The sequence below is a fragment of the Leptospira levettii genome (assembly GCF_002812085.1).
Taxonomy (GTDB): Bacteria; Spirochaetota; Leptospiria; order Leptospirales; family Leptospiraceae; genus Leptospira_A; species Leptospira_A levettii.
The window spans coordinates 32,027-54,016 of record NZ_NPDM01000001.1 but is presented as its reverse complement, the minus strand read 5'-3'; the positions used below and the strand labels follow the sequence as shown (position 1 = coordinate 54,016).

The window sequence follows — 21,990 nt, the reverse complement described above, 5'->3', positions numbered from 1 at the left end:
TATTTTGCCCTGGGATCTGCGGGATTTTGATTTCGTCTTCAGGGCTTACATATACGATCCAACCGTCATAGTCGTCAGTGTTTTTGGCATTTAAGAGGCCGTCTATAGAACCTAAGCCAAGTTTGACGGGACCATGGTCCATTTCGATGGTCTTCGTCAGGTTAAATCCATCAAAGGGGAACTCTAATGGTTTGTCTTTTGGGGAAAAAGGGTACAACATGTACCCTTTCCCACGTTTCAGATCCAAATCCATTTTTTCTCTTTCCACAAAGCCGAGGAGAGCACTAAGCCCACCACGCCCTTCCTCGTCCATTTTGGTGAAGAGTTCTTTCCCACAGTGGAAAAATAAACGTAAAGGTCGGTCTTCTAAACTTTCATGGGTGAAACTTGCAGAAACAGAGAGAAAGTATCCAATTGTCATAATTGACCAAAGGTTTCTTCCAAGAAAGGAAAGACGGATATTCATATTTTGTGACCTTGGTTCTAAGAACGGAAGAATTCGAAACAGAATGAACCAAAAAACCTACCGACTGTCTAAACATAGGGCAGAAAGGATGCCATGAACTTCTTCAAAAATCTATTTCTTTACGCTAAAATGGTTAAATTTTCCCATACACTTTTTGCTTTGCCTTTTGCAGGGATTAGCTTCGTCCTAGCCTACCTCGAGTCGAGTCTCGATACAGGTGATTTGCTAAGAATTGGTGCCCTGATCCTTGTTTGTATGGTCAGCGCTCGTAGTGCAGCCATGGGATTCAACAGGTATGTAGATTCTGAAATTGATGAAAAAAATCCCCGCACCCAAAATCGAGAAATCCCTGCTGGAAAAATTTCCAAGGTATCGGCCTTACTTTTTATAGGGCTTTCCGCTTTCATTTTTATCTTTGCTAGTTTTTTTGTGAATAAACTGGCTTTCTTACTTTCCTTCCCGGCACTTTTCATTTTGTTTTTGTATTCACTCACCAAACGATTTACCTTGTTTTGCCATTTGGTACTCGGTTTTGCGATCTCTCTAGCACCGCTCGGTGCTTGGATTGCCATCACAGAAACCGTGAATTTAGTTCCTATTTTATTTTCACTCGGACTCTTATTTCATATTTCCGCATTTGATGTGTTATATGCCATTCAGGATATGGATTTTGATGCAAAAGAAAAACTCCATAGTATCCCTTCCAAATTAGGGGAAACCAAATCTCGTATCATCGCTGTTATCTTACATACACTTTCGTTTGTGTTTTTTATCCTCGCAGGGGTAAGTGCGGAACTTGGGTTTATGTATTTTTTAATCCTCTCTGTGATTGGGATTTTAGTGTTGTATGAACACAAAATTTCATACCAATACAAACAAAAGGATCTCCCTCTCATTTTTTACCAAATCAATTCTTGGATCAGTGTGGTTTTGTTTTTGGCCATCCTCTTTGATAAATGGAATGAGTTTTTACTTAAGATCTCATCTGGAATTAGTTTTCGATGAAACTTGTTGTGGGTCTTGCGGGTGCCAGTGGTAGTATTTATGCTGCCAGATTTTTAAAGGCATTGTTTGAGATTGAAGGAGAAACCTATATCACGGCAAGTCCTGCTTCGCTTCGTATCTTTTCAGAAGAATATGAAACAACTGTGAAAACAACTGAAGACATTTTGTCTTTTGTAGAAGAGAAGTGGCGGGTAAAACCCAAACACAAATTCCATGTTCGTAATTTTTTTGATATCGGTTCGGACATCGCTAGTGGTTCCAATGTTTGGGATGCGATGGTCGTCATCCCTTGTAGTATGAAAACAGTTGCTTCCATGTCCGCAGGTCTCACAGAAAACTTAATCGAACGAGCAGCTGACGTGACCTTAAAAGAAAGAAGGCGACTCATTGTGGTTCCGAGAGAAACTCCCTACAACCGCATCCACCTTCGGAATATGTTGGCACTAGATGAAGCAGGGGCCATCCTCTTACCTGCATCTCCTGGGTTTTACCAAATGCCAAAAACCTTGGATGACCTTGGTGATTTTATCACGGGTAGGATTTTGAATCTACTAGGTGTCCCGCAAACTCTTTTTCCTAAGTGGGAGGGGTAAAGTTTCTAAAATACGCAGTTGGTTTTCCATTCTCACCTAAGCATACGTAGGTGATGTCACTTTCGATCACAGCGGCCATTTTCCCTGTTTGGGGGTGGTTTGTGATGGCAAGGGTTCTTGAGGTGATGGAAGATTTTCCATATTTCACAATCTTTCCATAAATTTGGATGATGTCTCCAGCCCTCGCAGGGGAACGAAACACCACATTGTCCATACTCATCGTGACGATATTGGTGTACCGAATTTTGTTCATGACATACATCGCCATTCCCTCATCAATCCAGGAGAGCATTTTCCCACCAAAAAGATTGTTATGGTAGTTTAAATCGTCTGGTTGGACCAAGTGTTGGGTGACTAGTTCCATATCCTGCAGTTTGTTCTGAATTGTCTCGACCATAAATACCAAAAAATATGTTTTCGATTTATTCGATACCAAAAACCCTAGAGAAAAGATTTCCGCCCTATGTATGAATACTCCCACAAAAACATTTTAGACACCTTACAATTTTCCAAAGAAGACCTCAATTTCCTAATTGAAAAAACAAATCGAATGAGTGCCCTACATGAATCGGGAAAGGCATTTGGGATCCTTCACGGGAAACTCCTGGCTTCCTTGTTTTTTGAGGCTAGTACCCGCACTCGGATGAGTTTTGAAGCTGCTATGGAAAGGCTAGGTGGAAGGCTCATCTCCACAGTGGGTTTTCAATTTTCATCCATCTCCAAGGGAGAGACTTTATACGATACCATGAAGATGATTGAAGCGTATTGTGACATTGCTGTGATCCGCCACCCCGTGGAAGGTTCCTCTCGGATTGCCGCAGGTGCAGTGAACATACCAGTCATCAACGCAGGGGACGGGGCAGGCCAACACCCGACACAAGCCCTTCTTGATTTGTATACCATTGTATCCGAAAAAAAGAAAATCGATGGGTTAAACATAGCTTTCATTGGGGACCTAAAGTATGGACGGACCATCCATTCCCTCATCAATTTACTTCGGCATTATCCAGTTCATTTGTATCTCATCAGTCCCGAAGAACTAAAACTCCCTGAAAAGTACAAAAAGAACTTAGAAGGTTTCCCTATGACTTGGGAGGAAACAACCGACATCAAAGCCATTTGGGACGCAGATGTAGCGTATGTGACAAGAATCCAAGAAGAAAGATTTCCTGATCATAGAGAGTATGAAAAACTAAAAGATATCTATAAAGTGAATAAGGAACTTGTACTTGCCTCTAAAAAGGACACAACCATCCTGCATCCACTCCCTCGTGTGAATGAACTTTCCACTGATGTAGATGATTTACCAAATGCAGCTTACTTCCGTCAGGCGAAGTATGGAGTCGTAGTCAGAATGGTTTTACTCTGCTTAAGTCTTGGAGTCAATTTTGACTAAAAAAATTTGGACTTTGGAAGAAGCTAGGGAGATCTTACCCCTTGTCCGCGATATCACAAAAGAATACTATATAAAGGCTAGTGTTCTTGCGGATGATGTGCGTAACAAAATGTTACCAGAAAATGTTTTGGAATCCAAAGAAGAAGAAATTGGAGAAATCATCAAACATTGGACAAACGAAATCTTAAATTTGAAAATTGATGTAAAAGGTTTGTGGCTCGTAGACTTCGATCATGGCAATGGATTTTACTGTTGGACATGGGGCGAAGAAGATGTGTTATACGAACATGGTTATCATGAAGGATTTAGATCGAGAAAACTCATAGAGGAAAATAAAGAAGAAAATGACTCAGATAAATGAAAACTATTTAAAATTAAAAGCGGGATATTTATTCCCTGAGATTGGAAGACGTGTAAAAGCTTATTCCGAAGCCAACCAAAATGCAAAAATTATCAGACTCGGGATTGGTGACGTAACCCTACCTCTCGCACCAACAATTGTCAATGCAATGGTAGATGCCGCCAAAGAAATGGGAAGTGCGGGTGGATTTCATGGGTATGGACCAGAACAAGGTTATTCCTTCCTCATCCAAAAAATCATCGCTCATGATTATACTGCGCGTGGAGTCCAAATTGCAGAAGACGAAGTATTTGTTTCTGATGGATCTAAATGTGATTGTGGAAACATCCAAGAGATTTTTTCCCTCGATAGTAAAATTGCCGTCGTTGACCCAGTGTATCCTGTTTATGTTGATACCAATGTGATGGCAGGTAGAACCGGTGAAGTGGGACCTGATGGACGTTATGCGAACATCATTTATATGCCAGCTACAGAAGAAAATAATTTTGAACCTGATTTTCCAAAAGAAAAACCAGACATCATTTATCTTTGTTACCCAAACAATCCAACGGGAATGGTCGCAACGAAAGCCCGCCTCACAGAATGGGTGAACTACGCTAAAAAAATGGGAAGTATTATCCTTTATGATTCTGCTTATGAGTCCTTTATCCAAGACAAAGAGATTCCTAAGTCCATTTATGAAATCCCAGGTGCCAAGGAAGTGGCAATGGAGTTTCGTTCCTTCTCAAAAACTGCAGGGTTTACAGGAACTCGTTGTGCCTACCTTGTAATCCCGAAAGACCTAAAAGGAAAAACCAAATCAGGAGAAGAGGTGAGTTTTAATTCCCTTTGGAACAGACGCCACACAACCAAATTCAATGGTGTGTCGTATGTGACTCAAAAAGGAGCGGAAGCCGTGTTTTCCACCCAAGGACAAGTGGAGATCAAAGAACAAATTTCCTATTACATGGAAAATGCAAAACTCATTCGCGAAGGTCTTGCTAAGGCAGGTTACAAAGTGTTTGGCGGAACCAATGCCCCTTACATTTGGTTAAAAACCCCTCGAGGACTCAAATCTTGGGAATTTTTTGACGAACTCCTTGGAAATGCACAAGTGGTGGGAACTCCTGGTTCTGGGTTTGGACCGGCTGGAGAAGGGTATTTCCGACTTTCTGCCTTTGGAAAACGAGAAGATGTCATTTCTGCCATCGAACGTATCCAAAAAATGTAAAATTTAGTCCTGGTTTTTTCCATAGCTCCGATATATAAAACAAGGTAGAGCTATGGGAAAATGGAAATTCATCCTCTTTTTTGCAATGGTAGTGGGACATATCTCCCACATCAATGCAGTATCTCCAGAACAAACGAATTTGGGGATTTTGATCTTTGAAAACAAAGAAAACTTAAATTTTATCAATGTGGCACTCAGTAATTTGGCTCCTTCACAAGAAGAAGCACAAAACACTGCCCAACCAGGAACAACCCAAACCCCAGATCCTTCCAAAAAGAATTTGGATTTTGATTATTTCAAACTCCTAAAAGCAGCAAACCAATCTGACTTCAGTGGAAACATGTGGTACTTACAAAGTAATTATGTGTATGGATTCCGCCAACTCAGACAAGCCCAAGGCGAACTCAAAAACATCTTTGAAATTGTATTACAAAAATACATCGAAGATGCAAGAGCTCTACTAGAGGCTGCGGCTCCTGCCATCATCAGGTCCAATGATAGTAACGCCAAAGCTTTGTTACGTTTAGGTTTTCGTGACCTTCGTTCCTCAGAAGACCTTTATACAACGGGTCTCAATTCAAGCCCTCACCAATACCGTTATAAACTTACGCTCTACAAAGAAGGGATTTTGACACTTCGTCGTGCAAAACGTTTTGCCATCCTTGCGATGATTTATAGCAAAACTCCAGATGAGGACAAACCAGAATACCAATACCGTTCCAATGAAGACTTAAAAGAAGCTCGTAACGAAGAAAAACAACGTAACTACGAAAAGGTGAGAGATACACTCATCAATTTCATTGAAAACAAACGTATGGAAAGAACTGTTGTCCCTCCAGGAAATCCAGATGCAAAACCATTAGATCTACTAGAACAACATGATGATAACTACGGTTTCATCACTTCTAAAAAATTGGATTTATTACTGGAAGCCAATGCGCAAATCAAAGAGACGGAAGGGGCAAGACGTGAATCAGTTCCTCCCACTCCAAAATTTGACGAAAACGGCAAAGCGATTTATCCGGAAGAAAAGAAGAAATAAGATGAAGTTCTTTACAAGTGTGATTTTACTTTCTTTCTCACTCGGACTCGTTGCCAAAAGTACGATGTCTTACAGGGAAAGGAAAAAACAATTAGATGGTAAAATTGCACTTGTATTAGAACTCAAAGAACACCTAAAACTTGAACCTGAGGTTGGAAAATCGTCTGTTGAATCCATTCGTGACCAAGTGGAAGAAACCTACCGCGTGGGAAAACGTGCGGAAATCGAAAAAGTTTTAACCCTTGCTGAAGGTGAGATTCTCATCACACAACGAAAACTATGTGTCCCCATGGAAGAAGTCGCAACTGGGCTCTACCAAAAAGCCATGGGGCATTGGATTCAAATGGAAAATGACGAAAAGTCTGGTTCAACTCGATTGGAGTGGGATACAAAAGATAAAATCCAACGTTATTTAGTAATGGCAAAAAGTGAAAAAGACCACGCAAAAGAATACTATCTGTCTGGAAATTACCAACTATCCCTTCATACTTACAAACGTTCGCTAGTGTATAGTTTACTTACATTACGTTCCCAAAAATCAGAAATTCCAGAAACCTACCAAAGTGCAGATGCCGCATGGGTGCAACCCATTTGGATGAACCTCCACAAACAAAAGCAAAACTCCATCCAAGAAAACTAAAAAATTTTCATTTTCATTCACACTAAATTTCAAAGAATGACTGCTTAGTGAAGTTTGAATCACTTTATCGTCATTTTTTGCTCACAAGAGCCACTCACATTCCCGTTATAAGCGAGAAGGGGGAACTTGTTGGTTTACTTTCCAAAGAGAGAGTCCATCGTGAGTTGTCTGACCTTGGGAAAGAAAGGGAAGATTTGGACCAAATTCCTTTAGAGATTTTGGAAACAGAACTGAACGAATCCATTCTATTATATTTTAAAGAAACCTCACTCATTCCTGTGATCGGAATTGATGGTGAAAAAAAAGACAATTGGGACAAACCAAGGTTCCTTGCCGCTTTCACCAAACTAGAATCCAAACAAGTCCGAGATCCAAAACTGGATGGTATTGAATCCAAACTCGAGAAAAAAAAAGAAAACGTGGATTCTGTCCAGTGGTTTATGGAACTCATCCTTTCCCATTTCCCAGATGGTCTTTTTGCAACTGATGTAACGGGTGGAACTATTTTTTATAATGAAAGTTTTGAAAGGGATATTCTCACAAAATCATTGTTTGATGACTCGATTGAGACTGCAGAGAAGTATTTACATAATTTAAATAGAGAAGTCCTCGCCTCTTACCTAAAAGAACATGATTTGAGTTTGGGAAAAGAAGCAGATACAAATGTCTTAACAACCATGTTACCAGACTTACAATCACAAGTAAGGATCATCACTTTAAAAAAAGAGAAAAAAGTAGTAGGGTTTTTATACCATTTTGTCTCGAGTCATGTTGGATTTGGAGTGGGAAAAACAAAATCCGAATTCCCTGATTTGGACATGGCTTTTTTTTCTAAACTCCCTCTGGAAACGGTTCTTGCGGAAATGGAAGCCCATTATATCCACAAATCTTTACAACGGAATTCTCAAAATATATCCCATGCTGCCAGTGAATTGGGCATTCCACGCACAACCTTACAAAACAGAATTCGATTTTTAAATTTATCAGAACGTTTCCAAAACAATAAAAAAGAACGAGTGGTCATCCCGAGAAAACGATCCGAAAAACAACTGGATTCAGAAAAACAAACCTCTTCTCAAACAAACACATCGAAAAAAAAACAAAGTCTCCCGAAGAAAAAACCAACTCCAATCCCAACTAAAAAAGGAAAAGTAGAGAAACGAAGCACTTCTCTTCCCAAAAAACAAGGAAATGGGAAACAAGGGACCAAAACGAAGGCAAAAGCAACACAAAAGGCAAAAAAAAGGCGTTGACGAAAATGGTGCAGAAACGATTTTTTCATTACCGTTTGAGAAAACACCTCCGCACTTCGCTGTTTCACTTGCAACCATAACTTGCACAAATGGTTTCCCGAATTTTATCAAATACTCTAACAAATCAATGTAGAACAATCTATGGCATCACGCAAACAAGAAGAAATCCAAGTTAATCCCCCCGAAGAACCAACTGAATATACAAATGGCATCATGGACCAAGACGATGCTTCCGAACCACCGAAACAATTTAAGAAAAAAAAGAGCCGGTATGAAGGACCAATTCCTCCACCTCTTGATTTAGTTGAACTCAAGAAAAAAAACATCAATGAACTTGCTGACCTAGCGAAAGGTTTGGGAGTGGAAAACACTCATGGTTTAAAAAAACAAAATCTGATGTTTGCTCTCCTCCAAGCACAAACCGAAAAAGACGGACAAGTGCATGCAGCTGGAGTCATGGAAAGACTTCCTGATGGGTATGGTTTTTTACGATCACCTGACTACAATTATGTGCCAGGTCCAGATGATATTTATGTATCTCCTTCTCAAATTAAGTTATTTGGACTTCGTACAGGTGATACTGTAACAGGTCTTATTCGGCCACCAAAAGAAGCCGAACGATTCTTTGCGATGTTACGAGTGGAATCCATCAATGGATTCCCTGTCGAAGTGGCACAAAAAAGAAATTTATTTGATAACCTAACACCTCTTTATCCAAACGAAAGGATCAATATGGAATTTGATCCAAGCCATTTGGATACACGTGTGATCGATCTTATGTGTCCCATTGGAAAAGGGCAAAGAGCACTCATCGTGGCACCACCAAGAACCGGTAAAACAGTCCTCATGCAATCCATTGCCAATGCGATTACTCGTAACCACCCAGAAATTTTTCTCATCGTTTTACTCATAGATGAACGTCCAGAAGAAGTTACTGACATGGCTCGTCATGTGAAGGGTGAAGTGGTCAGTTCTACTTTTGATGAACCAGCACAACGCCACGTCCAAGTAGCTGAGATGGTCATCGAAAAAGCAAAACGACTGGTAGAACATGGAAAGGATGTGGTCATCCTCCTTGACTCGATCACAAGGCTTGCCCGTGCTTACAACCAAGTGGTCCCAACCTCTGGAAAAATCCTTTCTGGTGGTGTGGACTCCAATGCTCTCCACAAACCAAAACGTTTTTTTGGTGCCGCAAGGAATATTGAAGAAGGTGGGTCACTCACCATCATCGCCACTGCTCTCATTGATACAGGTTCCCGAATGGACGAGGTGATTTTTGAGGAATTTAAGGGAACGGGAAATATGGAAATCCATTTGGACCGAAAACTCGCTGACAAACGAATTTTCCCTGCCATCGACATCAACCGCTCTGGAACGAGGAAAGAAGAACTCCTGCTTCCACAAGACACCCTCACTCGTGTCTTTATCCTTCGAAAAGTACTTTCTCCTATGAGTATCACCGAAAGTATGGAACTATTGATTGAAAAAATGCGTGGCGCGAAGACAAACGACCAATTCCTCGCCAGCATGAATACGAACTAAAAGGGCCACCATGAAAACTGACATCCATCCAAAATACGTTGCTGCCAAAATTAAATGTGCTTGTGGTACTGTGATTGAAACACGTTCCACTGCTGGGGACATCAGTGTGGAAATTTGTTCCAACTGCCACCCGTTCTTCACAGGTAAATCCAAACTTGTGGATACAACAGGCCGCGTAGACAAGTTCAAGAAAAAATACAAAATGAAGTAAGAGGCTTCTGCCTCACAACCGTCTAAACAATAACGGGGGAACAACTCATGGCAGTAATGGACTTTGCTCGCTACAAAGAAATCAACGACCAAAGGATGAATTACCGTGAGATGGAAGACGCAACTGTTGTCTCCTATTACCGCAACACAGGTTGCGGAGACGGTTACCGCATCTATCTTAAGTTAAACGATCATCAGGTTGTGGAAGACGCAAGTTATACCACAACAGGTTGTGGGTTTGGGATTGTGGCACTTGCGATGGCAACGGAATATGCCAAAGGTAAGTCCATAGCTGATTTAAAAACCCTTACCCCAGAAACACTCGAAACATTATTTGAATTCCCAGAACGTCGGAAAAATTATCCAGAATCAGCTGTTGCTGCACTCAAAAAAGCGGTAGAAGATTATGAATCGGGGCAAGGTGTTCCGAAAGAAAATCGAATCACAAAAGCCCAAACCATGGAACTCCTTCACAAACAGGGCCACCTAAGGGAAGCTAAGTTATCGAGTGTGATGTTAGAGAAAGAAAAATTGGACGGTGTTGATTTTTCAGGCGCTGACCTTCACAATGCCTTCTTACAGAATTCAAGTTTCGTGGGAGCAAACTTCCAAGGTGCAAATCTCAAGGCTTCTTTTTTTAATGGAGCAGATTTGCGTAATGCCAATTTTCGCGGTGCTGACCTTCGGTTTGCAAAATTAGCTTCGGCCAAAATTGACGGTGCTGATTTTACTGATGCCATTTATGATATTGGAACTCGGATAGACCATAGCCAAATGTATATCTTTGATGTGATGAAAAAAGCAGGGAAAGATCTCTATTTAAAAACTGGGGAAGGGGAATGAAACCTGGCGATAAGGCTAAACTCACCAAACAAACCTTCCTCCATAAAGGGATTTTTATTTTTACTGGTTCCACTGTCGAAATCAAAGAGATCCAAAATGAGAAAGCGATTGTCATTTATAATGACAAAGAAGGATACCCTCACGATTTAGAGATGAATCTCACTGATTTGGCGCCAGTTTCCTAAGCCCGATTTTCTTGACACAAAAGAAGAGAATCGTAACGTATTGTTAATCCAAGTATGTTGATTCAAAGCCACCGTCAGGAAAACCACCTGTTACTCTCCATCCAAAGGGATGTCCTGATGGAAAATTCACGCGAGTTTTACCAAGAGTTTGAGAAAGCAATTGAAGGTTCCAATTTTGGGAAACTGACAATGGACTTTCATTTGGTAAAATTTTTGGATTCAAGTGGGATTGGAGCGGTGATCAAAGCATCTTCTGCCCTCCACAACCGTGGTGTGGAAATCTTTGTGACCAACCTCAATAAAAATCTAAATTCTGTTTTTCGTTTGTCAGGGCTCAACCATATCCTTTCGATTTTGACTTTGGATGAATACCTTTCCAAATTCCCTGAGTTCCAACAAACTCTAGAGGCATAAAACCAATATGAAATTCTTTCGACTCCTTCTTCCCTGTTTCCTTTTGATCGGTTTTTTACAATCCTGTGCCTCTGGTGTTAAATCGAGATCCTTACTGTTCCGTAGTAATGAGTTTGCGATTTATACAGTCGCTAGGGACAAAATCAATTTAAAACAAGAAACCTCAGTTGCTAAAACCTTTGCTCACCCAGTAGAACTGACAGAGGATAAAATTTTAGACCTGCTTGGTAATATTCGTTTCCGCGAAGAGAGTTCCTATGGAGATGTGAACCAATACATCTTTGAAGAAAAAGAAATCAAAGAGTTTGCTCTCGATTTAGTAGATGGATTACAAAAATTAAAACCTGACCAACTTTTACTTGTGATTTCAAAATACAATCCAGTGAAATCTGTGGTCTCTCATTATTCTCGAACTGCTTTTTATATTTGGTCTACAGACTCATCGATTGAGATTTTATTTGGCGAATTACAAAAAGAAATCTCTTATGATGAACAAGGGAATTATTTTGATTGGTCAAACATTCCTGATATCCCTTTTGAACATTTCCCACAATCCACTTATGTGTTACAAGGTCAGGGATTTAGTTTTAAAAAGGTAGGAGGATTTCGTAACCGCCACTGGCTTGTATTTGATAAAACCGACTTAACTAAATTGAAATTTGAAAAACGAAAAAAAAATTCGAATGAAATTTCAAACTCAGTGGATGCGGATATGAAAGCAGATAAAAAAATATCTCGCGATGAAGAGGATGGAGTGTTATTAGAGGAGTAAATCTTCCTCTTTTCGAATCACATTTCGTTCTGTTTGGATGGAACCATCAGTTCCTAAATAAAATTTCGTTTTCCCGACAAGAGAACTCATTCCCATCCGATAATTTTTACCAGCTCCAAAACTCAAATCCACACCTGGGAATACCTCCCTTTCAACTTCCACAAAGGCATCAGGATTTGGTTCATAGGACCCAAGTGCAGTTTCAAACTGTTTGATTTGGGTTTCTAAAACTTTTGTAAATTTATCATTCGCATCTTTGAGTTTGGTAATGGTGTCTTTTTCTTCTTGGCTTAGTTCTTTTTTTTGGCTTTTTTCGACTAGTTTTGTGAGTGTGAGTTGGACTTTATGAAGGGTGATTTCTTTTTCCGAAATTTCTTTTTTCATTCGGTTGAGTTCATCTAAGAGTTCTGGTGGAGTTCCGATGGCTACCTTGGTTTTTGTTTCTACGACAGCACCGAGTTTCGCACAAGTGAGTGAATTTCCGGCAATGATGGTTCCTCCAATCACTTCGCCACGGCCACCCATCACACGGATAAAATCTTTTGCTGAAATTTCCGAATGCATCACTGCCTCTTCGACAAAGATTGACCCTTGGGCTGTGAGTTTTCCTTGTTCCACAAATTTGGCGTAAATATTTCCTTCCGATTCGATGTATCCTTCTCCTCGGCCCATAAAACCTCCAGAAAGGACAATGTCACCTTTGGCTTTGAGAAAGGCTTTCCCGACTGAGTTACGAATGATGATACTACCGCTGGTAGTGAGACTAAACCCATCTCCAATTTTTTCTTCCACAATGATGGTGCCAGGAAAATCAATATTACCTGTGGAGTAGTCTACAGCTTCTAATTGAATGACTTCATCCACTTTGATTTCCCATGCCGCAGATAGAACCGGACGACCTGCAATTTTAGCGTACAGTTTGTCCTCTTTCAGTTCCACATTTGGTCCAAGGATCCATTCGACAGTTTTTTCTTCTTGGTAGGGAAGGATCGTACCTGTAACGGTTTTACCAAACTCACCTTTTTTCGGTGGGATTTTTTCGGCAATGAGGTCACCTGGTTTCACAGATTGGATGACACCAATATTTTTATAATTGATCCTGCCATGTTCGTCTTCTTCTAACTGTGGTTTGTTGTCAGACCGGAAGTAGATTTTAATTTCCCCATCTTTTCCAGGGATAGGAAGGAAACCTTTTGCGATGACATACGGAACAAAAAATTCAGGATTTTTGATTTGGTTTTGGATGACAGAATCGATGATCCCAACTGAAATTCCTACGGCTGCAATCTGTTCTCTTAATTGGTATTCAGTGAGGAGTGGCCCACCATGTTTCGGAGGGTGGAGGACCATTTTTGCTTCCATTCCATCGTCGGAAACACTGATGTCAGCATACGAGGGAACTGGATCCCCTTTGGACCATGTTCCAATTTCGACTGGTTTTCCATCGGCGAGTACAACGATTTTTTTTAATTGTTCGGTTTGGTAACCTTCCACTCCAAAGAGTTGCACTCGGGCTAATACATCTTTGTATTCTACTTTTTTGCCTTTGGCACCAGGTTTTGTGATTTTTAAGATGGCTTTTCCATTGGAATTTTCGATTTGAAAATATCCATTTTCGGATGCTTCCAAATCTTGTAAGATTCGATCGGTATATGAGTCAGGACCTGGCATTTATGTATATTCTAAAAGATGACGAACCACATCAGATTCTCCATCGGTTTTTAATTCCGATTTAGGAGTCATTCCATCTACAGTTCTCATGTATGCCAGAGCTTCATCAAATTCACAAGAAATAATTTTTTCTAAAGGCAAATAGGCAGATTGAAAATACAAATCAAGTGCACCAACGAGATATAGATATTCGCTGAAGTCTCCTCGATCTGTATATAGAATCGGAGTTTTTGCATAATAACATTCTGCTAAAATTCCATACCCAGGTTTTGTACAAACAAAATCAGAAGCGGCCACCAAATCCGGGTAATGTGAGACTTCTGGAACTAAAATTCCTTCTTTTTGAATGCCAGGTACTCCAAATGCAACAAGTTGAATATGTTTCGGTAAAAACTCGGTATGTAACCTGTGACCTTCTAGACCGTAAGCACCAAAGGAAAGTAGGATATAAGTAATTTCATCTCGGAACCCAAATTGTTTACGAGCCATCTCCTTTGATAGAGTTGGTTTTCTCCCAACAAGACCGATATTCGTTCGTTCTAAAAAATTGGGCATAGGGCATTGGAAAGGTAGAACCAGAGCTTCTGTTACAAACCCATATTCCACTTCCAGTTGGTCGCTCAAATTTCCGAAGTAAGAATCGGATTTTGCATAATTACGGTAAATAAAATCCCAAGTAAAATTTCCAATGAAGATGCTGGGTATCCCTGTTTCCAATGCGATCGTAATCGGGAAGGATGAACTATCTGTAAGGATCAGAGAGATTTTATGGTCCTTACAGTATTTGGTTTCCTCTTTTAACAAAATGGATTTGGATTTTTCAAATTGGATCAGTTCTTCCTTTGTGGATTCTATGTCTATGGAAAGTGAATCTTTTTGTGAAATACCAACATCTAATTTTAGGGATCGTAGTTTTAGTTTGGGATGTTTATAGTCGATAAAACTGATTCGAGTGCTTACTAAATGGATTTCTTCAACGAAATCTTCATTTAATAAACGTTTAATGATGTTTCCTGAACGGCTGATGTGTCCAAATCCATGGCCTGAAATATAAAAATAGAGTTTCATTTGGATCTTTGGCGGATGGATTCGTATAAAACGATGCCACAGGACATTGCTAAATTGAGAGAATCTGCTTCACCGAGCATTGGTAGATATAATGTTGTATCTGAGAGTTCCTTGGCAATCGGACTCAGTCCATATTGTTCACTCCCAAATAAAAAAACAGATTTTTCATTCATGTCCACAGAACTGTATAAGGTTTTCCCTTCTGGTGTTACCGCATAACGTTTGTATCCTTTGTTATGAAACTCAGATAAAACTTCCTTTAAGTCTCCAATGTATATGGGGAGTGTGAATATGGTGCCGGTGCTTGCACGGACTACATTGGGATTAAAGAGATCAATCCTTGGGTCAGTGACAATGACGAGTCCAACACCAGCACCTTCGGCAGTCCGAAGGATAGTTCCAAGATTCCCTGGTTTTTCAACACCTTCGATGATGAGGATGGGATTGGTTTGAATGGTTTTGATTTGGTCCCATGGAACATTTGCATTTGGTGTGTCGGCAATGGCTATGAGGCCATCTGGCCTATCCCGATAAGATATCTTTTCAAATATTTTTCTAGGTAATTCGTAGATCGGGCAACGAAGGGAAGAAATGAGTTCTTCCTCATTTTCTCCTAAAAAACATTCGGGTGAAATGAATACACTTGTGATGTTTACCGGTAAACAAGGGATAGGTGATTTTTGATTCCCAGTGATGGCTTTTTTAATTTCTCTGTAACCTTCGATGAAAAATTTTTTTTCTTCATCTCTGTTTCTTTTTTCTTTTAGACCACTGACCCATTTGACCTTTGGGTTTGAGAAACTAGTGATGCTCAATCGTTGTTGTTTCATAACAGGCAAAGTGGCACTTAAGATTTTTTAAAGAATGTACAAAAACCAGCAGGGTATTTTTTCCCTGAAGTTTCTGGGATATAAAGTTCTGTCGTTTCGTAATTCCCTTTGGTTTTGATCCGTGAAGAAAGAATCCGTTCCAAAGTGAGCGGGCTAAAACCTTGGCTATGGCAACTGAGGATGACAAATTCTGGTTTGGAGTCTGAAAGTTCCATCAGTGCATCCATAAGCTCCGATAGGTTTTCTTCAATTTTCCAAACTTCTCCTTTCGAACCTCGACCAAAACTAGGTGGGTCCAGGATAAGGCCTTGGTATTTTTTCCCTCGTTTGATTTCACGTCGGATGAACTTCATCACATCATCTACAATCCAACGAACAGGTTTGGAATCGAGCCCTGAAAGTTTTGCATTTTCCCTGGCCCAGTCTACCATCCCTTTGGATGCATCTACATGGCAAACACTCATTCCTGCATCCAGGCAAGCTAGTGTTGATCCACCAGAATAGGCGAATAAATTTAATACTTCGAGGCCTTGTTTTTTTTTGCCAATCTCACGGATCCGATTCCAATTTGTCTCTTGTTCTGGGAAAAGTCCAATATGACCAAAGGGGGTAAGTTTGATTTTAAAGGTGAGATTTGAAAATTCAATGGTGAAACTTTCGGGAACTTTTTTTTGAAAATTCCAATGCCCAGATCCAGAATCATTTTTGATATAAGTAGCATGTAAGTCTTTCCAGATCTCAGGAGTTTCTTTGCCATAAGCGGAAGTGGGGGAGGAACGTTGCAGTTTGTAACCACCCACAATTTCTAATTTGGATAGGTCACCGGAATCCAATAATTCGTAACTTTTTGTCATACCAATTCCAGAAAAATAAAGGTTAGGTCGTCCTCCCAGTCTTTTATTTCTCGATTTGAAAATGACTCCAACTCTTGGATGAGTTTTCCCTTAAACAAATGGTTGGGAAGTTCACGGTTGGTTTTTAAAAAATCGATAAGGCCTGCATCACCGAACATATTTCCTTTGGGATCAAAACATTCCAAAACCCCATCACTCAATAGTAAAATACGGTCTTTTGGGAATACGGGATAGGTGATTTCATCAATTTGGATTTCAGGAAATACACCGATGATTTTCCCTTTGGGATGGACTTTGATGATTTCTCCACTTGTTCTTTGTAAAAAAGCACTTGGGTGACCTGCACGTCCAAACCTCCAAACATTTGTAGAACTATTTAAATACAAATAGGAAGCAGTGACATATTGAGGGGAACAGTTCCCGAATAAAACACGATTCATTCCTTCTAACACCTGTTTGGGGGATGAAATTGAATCTTTTTGTGTTGTAAAAGCAACTTTACCCATCGCTGAAATTAAAGAAGCAGGAATTCCATGACCAGATACATCACATAAAACAATCCCTAATTCATATGGATTAGGTGAGTAGTATTCATAAAAATCCCCACCAACATCTTTCATCGGTTGGATGTAAATTTGGATTTGTAATCCTTTGACATCTGGACTCGTTTTAGGAAGGGACTGCATGAGAATGTCACGAGAAATTTTCCTTTCCCTTCTAAGGCTTGTGACTTGGGCAAGTGCCAAATCTTTTTCTTGGCGGAGTAATTGAATTCGATCTGCCAAAGCAAACGCAAATAAGGTGATATCAGCTAAAGATGCAATGGGAAACAACATCTCTTCTAAAAACGAATTACTTGGTAAAATTCCAAACTTGAGTAAACCATAGATAATACATGTTAAGAGTAATAAAAAAAATGCGATGGAAATATAATAAAAAGACCTGATTCGTTTTTTTAAACCCCACACCAACATACCAAATAAAGTAACACAAATACTAACTGATAACCAACTCACTCCGATTGATGCTTCCGCGATTCCACCAAACAATGCGATACAAACATTAAATAAAGAGAAGGCACCTAATAGTTGATACAACCTTGACGTCCTAGGTAACCGTGCTTTGATTTTTAAAAAATTGGCAGTGAATAATACGAAGAAAAAAAGGCATATGCTAAAAAATACAGGGATACCGACTCGTTTCCAATAATAAGAATTGGGTACAAAAAAGTAACCCCAAAATCCAAGTAGTGATAATTGACCGAGTCCAAAAAAGAAAACGTATCCAATGTAAAAAAAATAACTTTTGTCCCTTACGAAAAATGCGATCGCCAAATTGTATAAAATGATGATTCCTAAACTTCCAAAAAATAAACCATATACCCATTGGGTAAAATAATCTTCTCTTTGTAAGTTCCTTTGGTTTGTGAAAACAACCGAAAATTGTAAGGAAATATCGGATTTGATCGCAATTAGTATAGTTTCTTTTTGGTGTCCCAATCGGAACACAAAATTCCTATGTGGAATTTCTCTCTGGAACATAGGTTGTATATGTCCGGATTTTGAGACTATAAAACTGTCTCCATCATGTTTATGATACAATTCCACCAAATCAATATTATGTGCTTGGATTAGTAAGAGTGGGAATTTTGTTGGATCGGGGAATTTTTCTGGATCGAGCCGTAACCACAAAGTCCCTTTTAAAAATCCAAAATTGGCAAATTCATCTTGGACTGGTTTGAACTTTCCCTCCACTAATACTTTGTCGACTCCGGTATTCGATTTTGTATCGATCCAATACGTAAATTCCTTTGTTGCTATGTATCTTTCTCCAATATCTTCCTTATCCATGGAAAAAACTGGAATTGTAAATAAGAGAAAAACTTGGAAAAGGAAAGTGATTTTGAAAAAGGATGGCTTCAATGGTAGGTAGGGACAAGGGAAAACTCCCTTGTCCATTTTGGTTTGTATCGTCTTACGCTTGTTTTTTTGCTGTTTCGTAAGAAATTTCTTTTGGACCAGTGTAAATTTGTCTTGGACGACCAATTTTTAAGTTCGGGTCTTCAATCATTTCTTTCCATTGTGCAATCCAACCTGGTAATCTTCCCATAGCAAACATCACAGTGAACATGTTTGTAGGAATTCCAAGTGCTCTGTAAATGATACCAGAATAGAAGTCAACGTTTGGATAAAGTTTTCTTTCTACAAAGTATGGATCATTAAGAGCTGCTTCTTCCAATTCTTTTGCGATGTCAAGGAGTGGGTCTTTGATTCCGAGTTTGTTTAATACTTTGTCACAAGCAACTTTGATGATTTTGGCACGTGGGTCAAAGTTTTTGTAAACGCGGTGACCAAATCCATTCAATCGGAAACTAGAGTTTTTGTCCTTGGCTTGTTCTACGATTTTTTTCACAGACAAACCACTTTTTTTAATTCCTTCGAGCATTTCCAAAACTTCTTGGTTGGCACCACCATGGCGTGGTCCCCAAAGTGCAAGGATCCCAGCAGAAATGGCACCATACAAGTTTGCAAGTGATGATCCCACAAGACGCACAGTTGATGTAGAACAGTTTTGTTCATGGTCTGCGTGTAAGATGAGGAGTAAATTGAGTGCTGAAACAATTTCCGGATCGATATGATAGTCTTCTGCGGGAACAGCAAACATCATATTGAGAAAGTTAGATGCATAATCCAATTCGTTTAACGGATGGATGATGGGTTGACCGATCGACTTTTTATATGCATACGCTGCGATGGTTGGGAATTTTGCGAGTAGGCGAATGATGGAAATTTCTCTATGTTCCTCATTCATCGGATCATAACTATCTTGGTAATAGGTAGACAAACAACCCATCATACAAGACATGATCGCCATCGGGTGTCCATCTTTTGGAAATCCATTGAAGAGACGTTTGAGGTCTTCATGGATCATCGTGTGTTTTGTAATCGAACTATTCCATTCTTTGAGCTGTGCATCATTTGGAAGTTTTCCATAGATGAGTAAGTAAGCCACTTCTGTAAAGGTGGACTTTGCTGCTAAATCTTCGATGGGAATTCCACGGTATCTTAAAATTCCTTTTTCCCCATCTAGAAAGGTGATCTCACTTGTACATGCACCTGTGTTTAAATAACCGGAATCTATTGTAACATAACCAGACAATTGGCGGAGTTTTGTAATATCAATTGCCTTTTCGTCTTCACTTCCCGCTACAATCGGAAGTTCATACTCTTTTCCATCCACTTTCAGAATAGCCTTTTCGGACATATCTTCTCCTGTATATCTCTGTCTATTTCAAAGAATAGACAGGATAAAGGGAGGGGAAAAGCCATTTTTTACAACTTGTGGTATTTTTTCATGATATCGTATGCGTAGTAATTCGATACCACAATGCGACAATAGTCCCTTGATTCTTTGTAAGGTAAGTCTTCTAAAAAATGGTTAAAATCACCAGAGTAGACAGATTTTTTCCATTTTCGTAAATTCCCTGGACCACCATTATAAGCAATGGATGCCCATTTTAATTCGTTCCCATTCGATTTGAGTAAATAGGCTAAAAATTTTGTGCCCAATCGAATGGAGGTCTCTGGTTCGTAGAGAGAGTATGTGGAGATGCCCATCCTTTGGGCTAGTTCTCGTCCTGTGGCTGGCATGATTTGCATGAGACCACGAGCGTTGGACCTAGATGTTGCCGTTTCCTTAAAAAAGGATTCTTGGCGCATAAGAGCATACACATTGTCTTCCGAGATTCCGTTTTCATTCGCATATTTGGAGACTAAATTTTGGTGAGGTCTTGGGTACATCCGAACCGAAAGGGAAGTGGGGAGTAAAATTGGATCATCTGGGATGAGGTAACGTTTGAGTAAAGACCTTGTATGAAATGCCGAATAATAGGTGTTACGTGTAAGGTCTCCGATCCCAACTAAAATTTCATCTTTTTCATCTTCGGATAAATTTTCCCTCTTGACATGAAAGTTGACTAGATGGAGACCCAGACTATCTTCCCCTACACGAAAGTATTCTTTGGCAAGGTTCAAAAGTTTGTGGCCTTGGATTCTCGAACTCATCCCACCTAGTTTGTTCCCGAGTTCATAAGAATCTTTCGGATATACAAAACCTAAATTACGACCGATGAGGGCACCCGATTCTTCCGGGATACCAGCTGTGTAAGATAGATACTCAAACAAATATTCTTTATTGTAAGTTGGATTTTCTGGTTTATTCGATTCTTTGATGGTAGATAAAAACTCTTCGCGGATCACACGAGTGTAATAGGAACCTGGGCAAAGGGCATAGTATCGTTTTAATTCTTTTTTGAATCGTTCCGTTTCTCCATTTTCTTTTAAAGAACGTAAATACCAATACACAAGCCTCCCTTTCACAGGTAAGTTTGGAATCTCAGCGAGGGCTCTTTCAAATTTGGTTAGAGGTGCATATTGTGATTTTTCCCCTTTCCGATCCACTAAATATTCTATCAGTCGGTCTTGGTAAAATAAGTTAAAAGGGTATTTACCTAAGTATAAAATCAGATTTTCAAAATAGAGTTCTTTCTCACCTAACCTATCGTAACAAGCAGCGAGCACACGGTAATACCCAGCGTCTTTTCCCGGAAAGGTTTTTAATAGTTCGATGGCTTGTTGGAATTTGTTTTGTTGGTATAAGGTATCAGCGAGTGAGACAATCCAAGAAGAATCCATATCCACAAAGGATTTATTGGAACGTAAAACACGGAAAAGTTCGTTTGTTTTTCCAACTTTGGTAAGGACAGATGTTAGGTGTTTAAAACCTTCGTAATAATTCAGACGGCTAGAAAAAAGTTCAGGCCTAGAACGAAACAATGCTTCTTTGTCATTTGAATTGATGGCTGGCAAAAATAAGGTAAGCTCAGATGGACTTAGTTGTAAAATACTGCCACTCCCTTTGTATTTACTCCAATCGGAAGCAATCATTTGAATCGTTTGGTCTTGGAGTCCTTCTTTTTGTAGGCAACCAAGCCATTCGTCAGCGGCACCTTTTTCGTCGCCTAAAATTAGTTTTGCTTTACCGTATCTATACAAACTATCACCCGTTAAAAGGTATCGTTTGTGAGAATCTTGGATGGATTGGACTTTTTCTGTGATTTCCTTCCACTGGTTATTCGATGCAAGTAATCGGATTTGTTCATCTAATACTTTTCGACAAATCGGATCTTCTTCCATATTGAGCCGATTCAAAAACTGAATCCGTTCCATTGGAGTTAAAAAGTTTTTTGCAGTAATTTCGTTGTATAATTTCCAATAACTCAATTTAAAGAGAGTGGTTTGGAAAGGCATTGTTTGAGTGAGAATTTTTCTAACTTCTTCTTCATTTGCATCAGTGACAAATACTCCTCTAATGAGTGATAATAAATACCGAAATCGTTTCTCCTTGTCTCCGTTAGGTGATTTTTCATGGAATTCGATGAGGGTATATACTTCACTTTCCCTAGATGGAGTCGTGTTTCTGAAATGAGATTCAATTTCCCCCCATTGGTGGGACTTGATTAGATACTGAAGGTCTGTTTCGGCAAGTAATGAAGTTGTGAAAAAGAGCAGAATTCTACTTGCTAACCAAAAATGCCTCATGCATACTTCCTATGATTACGAATTTAGAGAGG

Annotated in this window: 22 protein-coding genes; 14 read left to right on the top strand and 8 right to left on the bottom strand. The window is 39.6% G+C overall.

Going from position 1 to position 21,990, the window contains the following annotated elements:
* Positions 1-559: 559 nt before the first annotated feature.
* On the top strand, positions 560-1,471 hold the full coding sequence (locus CH354_RS00240; RefSeq protein ID WP_100726383.1) for a UbiA-like polyprenyltransferase: 912 nt from the start codon (positions 560-562) through the stop codon (positions 1,469-1,471).
* Positions 1,468-2,064: a UbiX family flavin prenyltransferase gene (locus CH354_RS00235; RefSeq protein WP_100726384.1), complete on the top strand. Its 597-nt coding sequence runs from the start codon at positions 1,468-1,470 to the stop codon at positions 2,062-2,064. Before CH354_RS00240 ends, CH354_RS00235 begins: the two co-directional genes overlap by 4 nt.
* Here CH354_RS00235 and CH354_RS00230 read toward each other — a convergent pair.
* Positions 2,048-2,461, bottom strand: a complete 414-nt coding sequence (locus tag CH354_RS00230; RefSeq protein ID WP_100726467.1) for an acyl-CoA thioesterase — start codon at positions 2,459-2,461, stop codon at positions 2,048-2,050. The genes CH354_RS00235 and CH354_RS00230 overlap by 17 nt on opposite strands.
* A 66-nt stretch (positions 2,462-2,527) precedes the next feature.
* Here CH354_RS00230 and pyrB point away from each other — a divergent pair, with 66 nt between their 5' ends.
* The 12 genes from pyrB (at position 2,528) to CH354_RS00170 (ending at position 11,935) form a co-directional block, all read left to right on the top strand.
* A complete protein-coding gene (pyrB, locus tag CH354_RS00225; RefSeq protein WP_100726385.1) occupies positions 2,528-3,460 on the top strand; it encodes an aspartate carbamoyltransferase in 933 nt (310 codons plus the stop codon).
* Complete coding sequence (locus CH354_RS00220; RefSeq protein ID WP_100726386.1) at positions 3,453-3,821, top strand: DUF2203 domain-containing protein; 369 nt, start codon at positions 3,453-3,455, stop codon at positions 3,819-3,821. Before pyrB ends, CH354_RS00220 begins: the two co-directional genes overlap by 8 nt.
* On the top strand, positions 3,805-5,031 hold the full coding sequence (locus CH354_RS00215; RefSeq protein ID WP_100726387.1) for an LL-diaminopimelate aminotransferase: 1,227 nt from the start codon (positions 3,805-3,807) through the stop codon (positions 5,029-5,031). Before CH354_RS00220 ends, CH354_RS00215 begins: the two co-directional genes overlap by 17 nt.
* A gap of 52 nt (positions 5,032-5,083) precedes the next feature.
* Entirely contained in the window at positions 5,084-6,073 is a 990-nt protein-coding gene (locus tag CH354_RS00210; protein ID WP_100718721.1) for an adhesin OmpL37 family surface protein, read from the top strand.
* A 1-nt stretch (position 6,074) separates the two neighbouring features.
* Positions 6,075-6,713 (top strand): hypothetical protein, encoded by a 639-nt coding sequence (locus CH354_RS00205; RefSeq protein WP_100718720.1) that lies wholly within the window; start codon positions 6,075-6,077, stop codon positions 6,711-6,713.
* Positions 6,714-6,760: 47 nt separating this feature from the next.
* Entirely contained in the window at positions 6,761-7,966 is a 1,206-nt protein-coding gene (locus CH354_RS00200; RefSeq protein WP_100726388.1) for a PAS domain-containing protein, read from the top strand.
* A gap of 141 nt (positions 7,967-8,107) precedes the next feature.
* Positions 8,108-9,511, top strand: coding sequence for a transcription termination factor Rho (rho, locus tag CH354_RS00195; RefSeq protein ID WP_100726389.1), 1,404 nt, complete (start codon positions 8,108-8,110; stop codon positions 9,509-9,511).
* A 10-nt stretch (positions 9,512-9,521) separates the two neighbouring features.
* Positions 9,522-9,722 carry a 50S ribosomal protein L31 gene (gene rpmE / locus CH354_RS00190; RefSeq protein WP_002973045.1) on the top strand — a complete coding sequence of 67 codons (201 nt, stop codon included), beginning with the start codon at positions 9,522-9,524 and terminating at the stop codon, positions 9,720-9,722.
* 47 nt (positions 9,723-9,769) lie between these two features.
* Positions 9,770-10,564: a pentapeptide repeat-containing protein gene (locus CH354_RS00185; protein WP_100726390.1), complete on the top strand. Its 795-nt coding sequence runs from the start codon at positions 9,770-9,772 to the stop codon at positions 10,562-10,564.
* Positions 10,561-10,749, top strand: coding sequence for a hypothetical protein (locus tag CH354_RS00180; protein ID WP_100718917.1), 189 nt, complete (start codon positions 10,561-10,563; stop codon positions 10,747-10,749). The genes CH354_RS00185 and CH354_RS00180 overlap by 4 nt, the downstream gene beginning before the upstream one ends.
* Positions 10,750-10,803: 54 nt before the next feature.
* Positions 10,804-11,163 (top strand): STAS domain-containing protein, encoded by a 360-nt coding sequence (locus tag CH354_RS00175; RefSeq protein ID WP_100718918.1) that lies wholly within the window; start codon positions 10,804-10,806, stop codon positions 11,161-11,163.
* Positions 11,164-11,170: 7 nt separating this feature from the next.
* A complete protein-coding gene (locus CH354_RS00170; protein WP_100726391.1) occupies positions 11,171-11,935 on the top strand; it encodes an LA_1326/LA_4305 family lipoprotein in 765 nt (254 codons plus the stop codon).
* On the opposite strand, the gene CH354_RS00165 is transcribed toward CH354_RS00170, so the two are convergent.
* From CH354_RS00165 to CH354_RS00135, 7 genes are all read right to left on the bottom strand, one after another.
* The gene (locus CH354_RS00165) at positions 11,924-13,606 is read right to left on the bottom strand and encodes a DUF342 domain-containing protein (RefSeq protein ID WP_100726392.1); all 1,683 of its coding nucleotides are present in this window, start codon (positions 13,604-13,606) and stop codon (positions 11,924-11,926) included. The two genes, CH354_RS00170 and CH354_RS00165, sit on opposite strands and share 12 nt — an antisense overlap.
* Positions 13,607-14,674, bottom strand: coding sequence for a glycosyl transferase (locus CH354_RS00160; RefSeq protein ID WP_100726393.1), 1,068 nt, complete (start codon positions 14,672-14,674; stop codon positions 13,607-13,609).
* Positions 14,671-15,504: a TrmH family RNA methyltransferase gene (locus CH354_RS00155; protein ID WP_100726394.1), complete on the bottom strand. Its 834-nt coding sequence runs from the start codon at positions 15,502-15,504 to the stop codon at positions 14,671-14,673. The genes CH354_RS00160 and CH354_RS00155 overlap by 4 nt, the downstream gene beginning before the upstream one ends.
* 17 nt (positions 15,505-15,521) lie before the next feature.
* Positions 15,522-16,358, bottom strand: coding sequence for a class I SAM-dependent methyltransferase (locus CH354_RS00150; RefSeq protein WP_100726395.1), 837 nt, complete (start codon positions 16,356-16,358; stop codon positions 15,522-15,524).
* On the bottom strand, positions 16,355-18,208 hold the full coding sequence (locus tag CH354_RS00145) for a SpoIIE family protein phosphatase (protein WP_243395895.1): 1,854 nt from the start codon (positions 18,206-18,208) through the stop codon (positions 16,355-16,357). The genes CH354_RS00150 and CH354_RS00145 overlap by 4 nt, the downstream gene beginning before the upstream one ends.
* A gap of 124 nt (positions 18,209-18,332) precedes the next feature.
* Positions 18,333-19,622, bottom strand: a complete 1,290-nt coding sequence (locus CH354_RS00140) for a citrate synthase (protein ID WP_012388048.1) — start codon at positions 19,620-19,622, stop codon at positions 18,333-18,335.
* A gap of 68 nt (positions 19,623-19,690) precedes the next feature.
* Positions 19,691-21,958: a lytic transglycosylase domain-containing protein gene (locus CH354_RS00135; RefSeq protein ID WP_100726396.1), complete on the bottom strand. Its 2,268-nt coding sequence runs from the start codon at positions 21,956-21,958 to the stop codon at positions 19,691-19,693.
* Positions 21,959-21,990 lie beyond the last annotated feature (32 nt).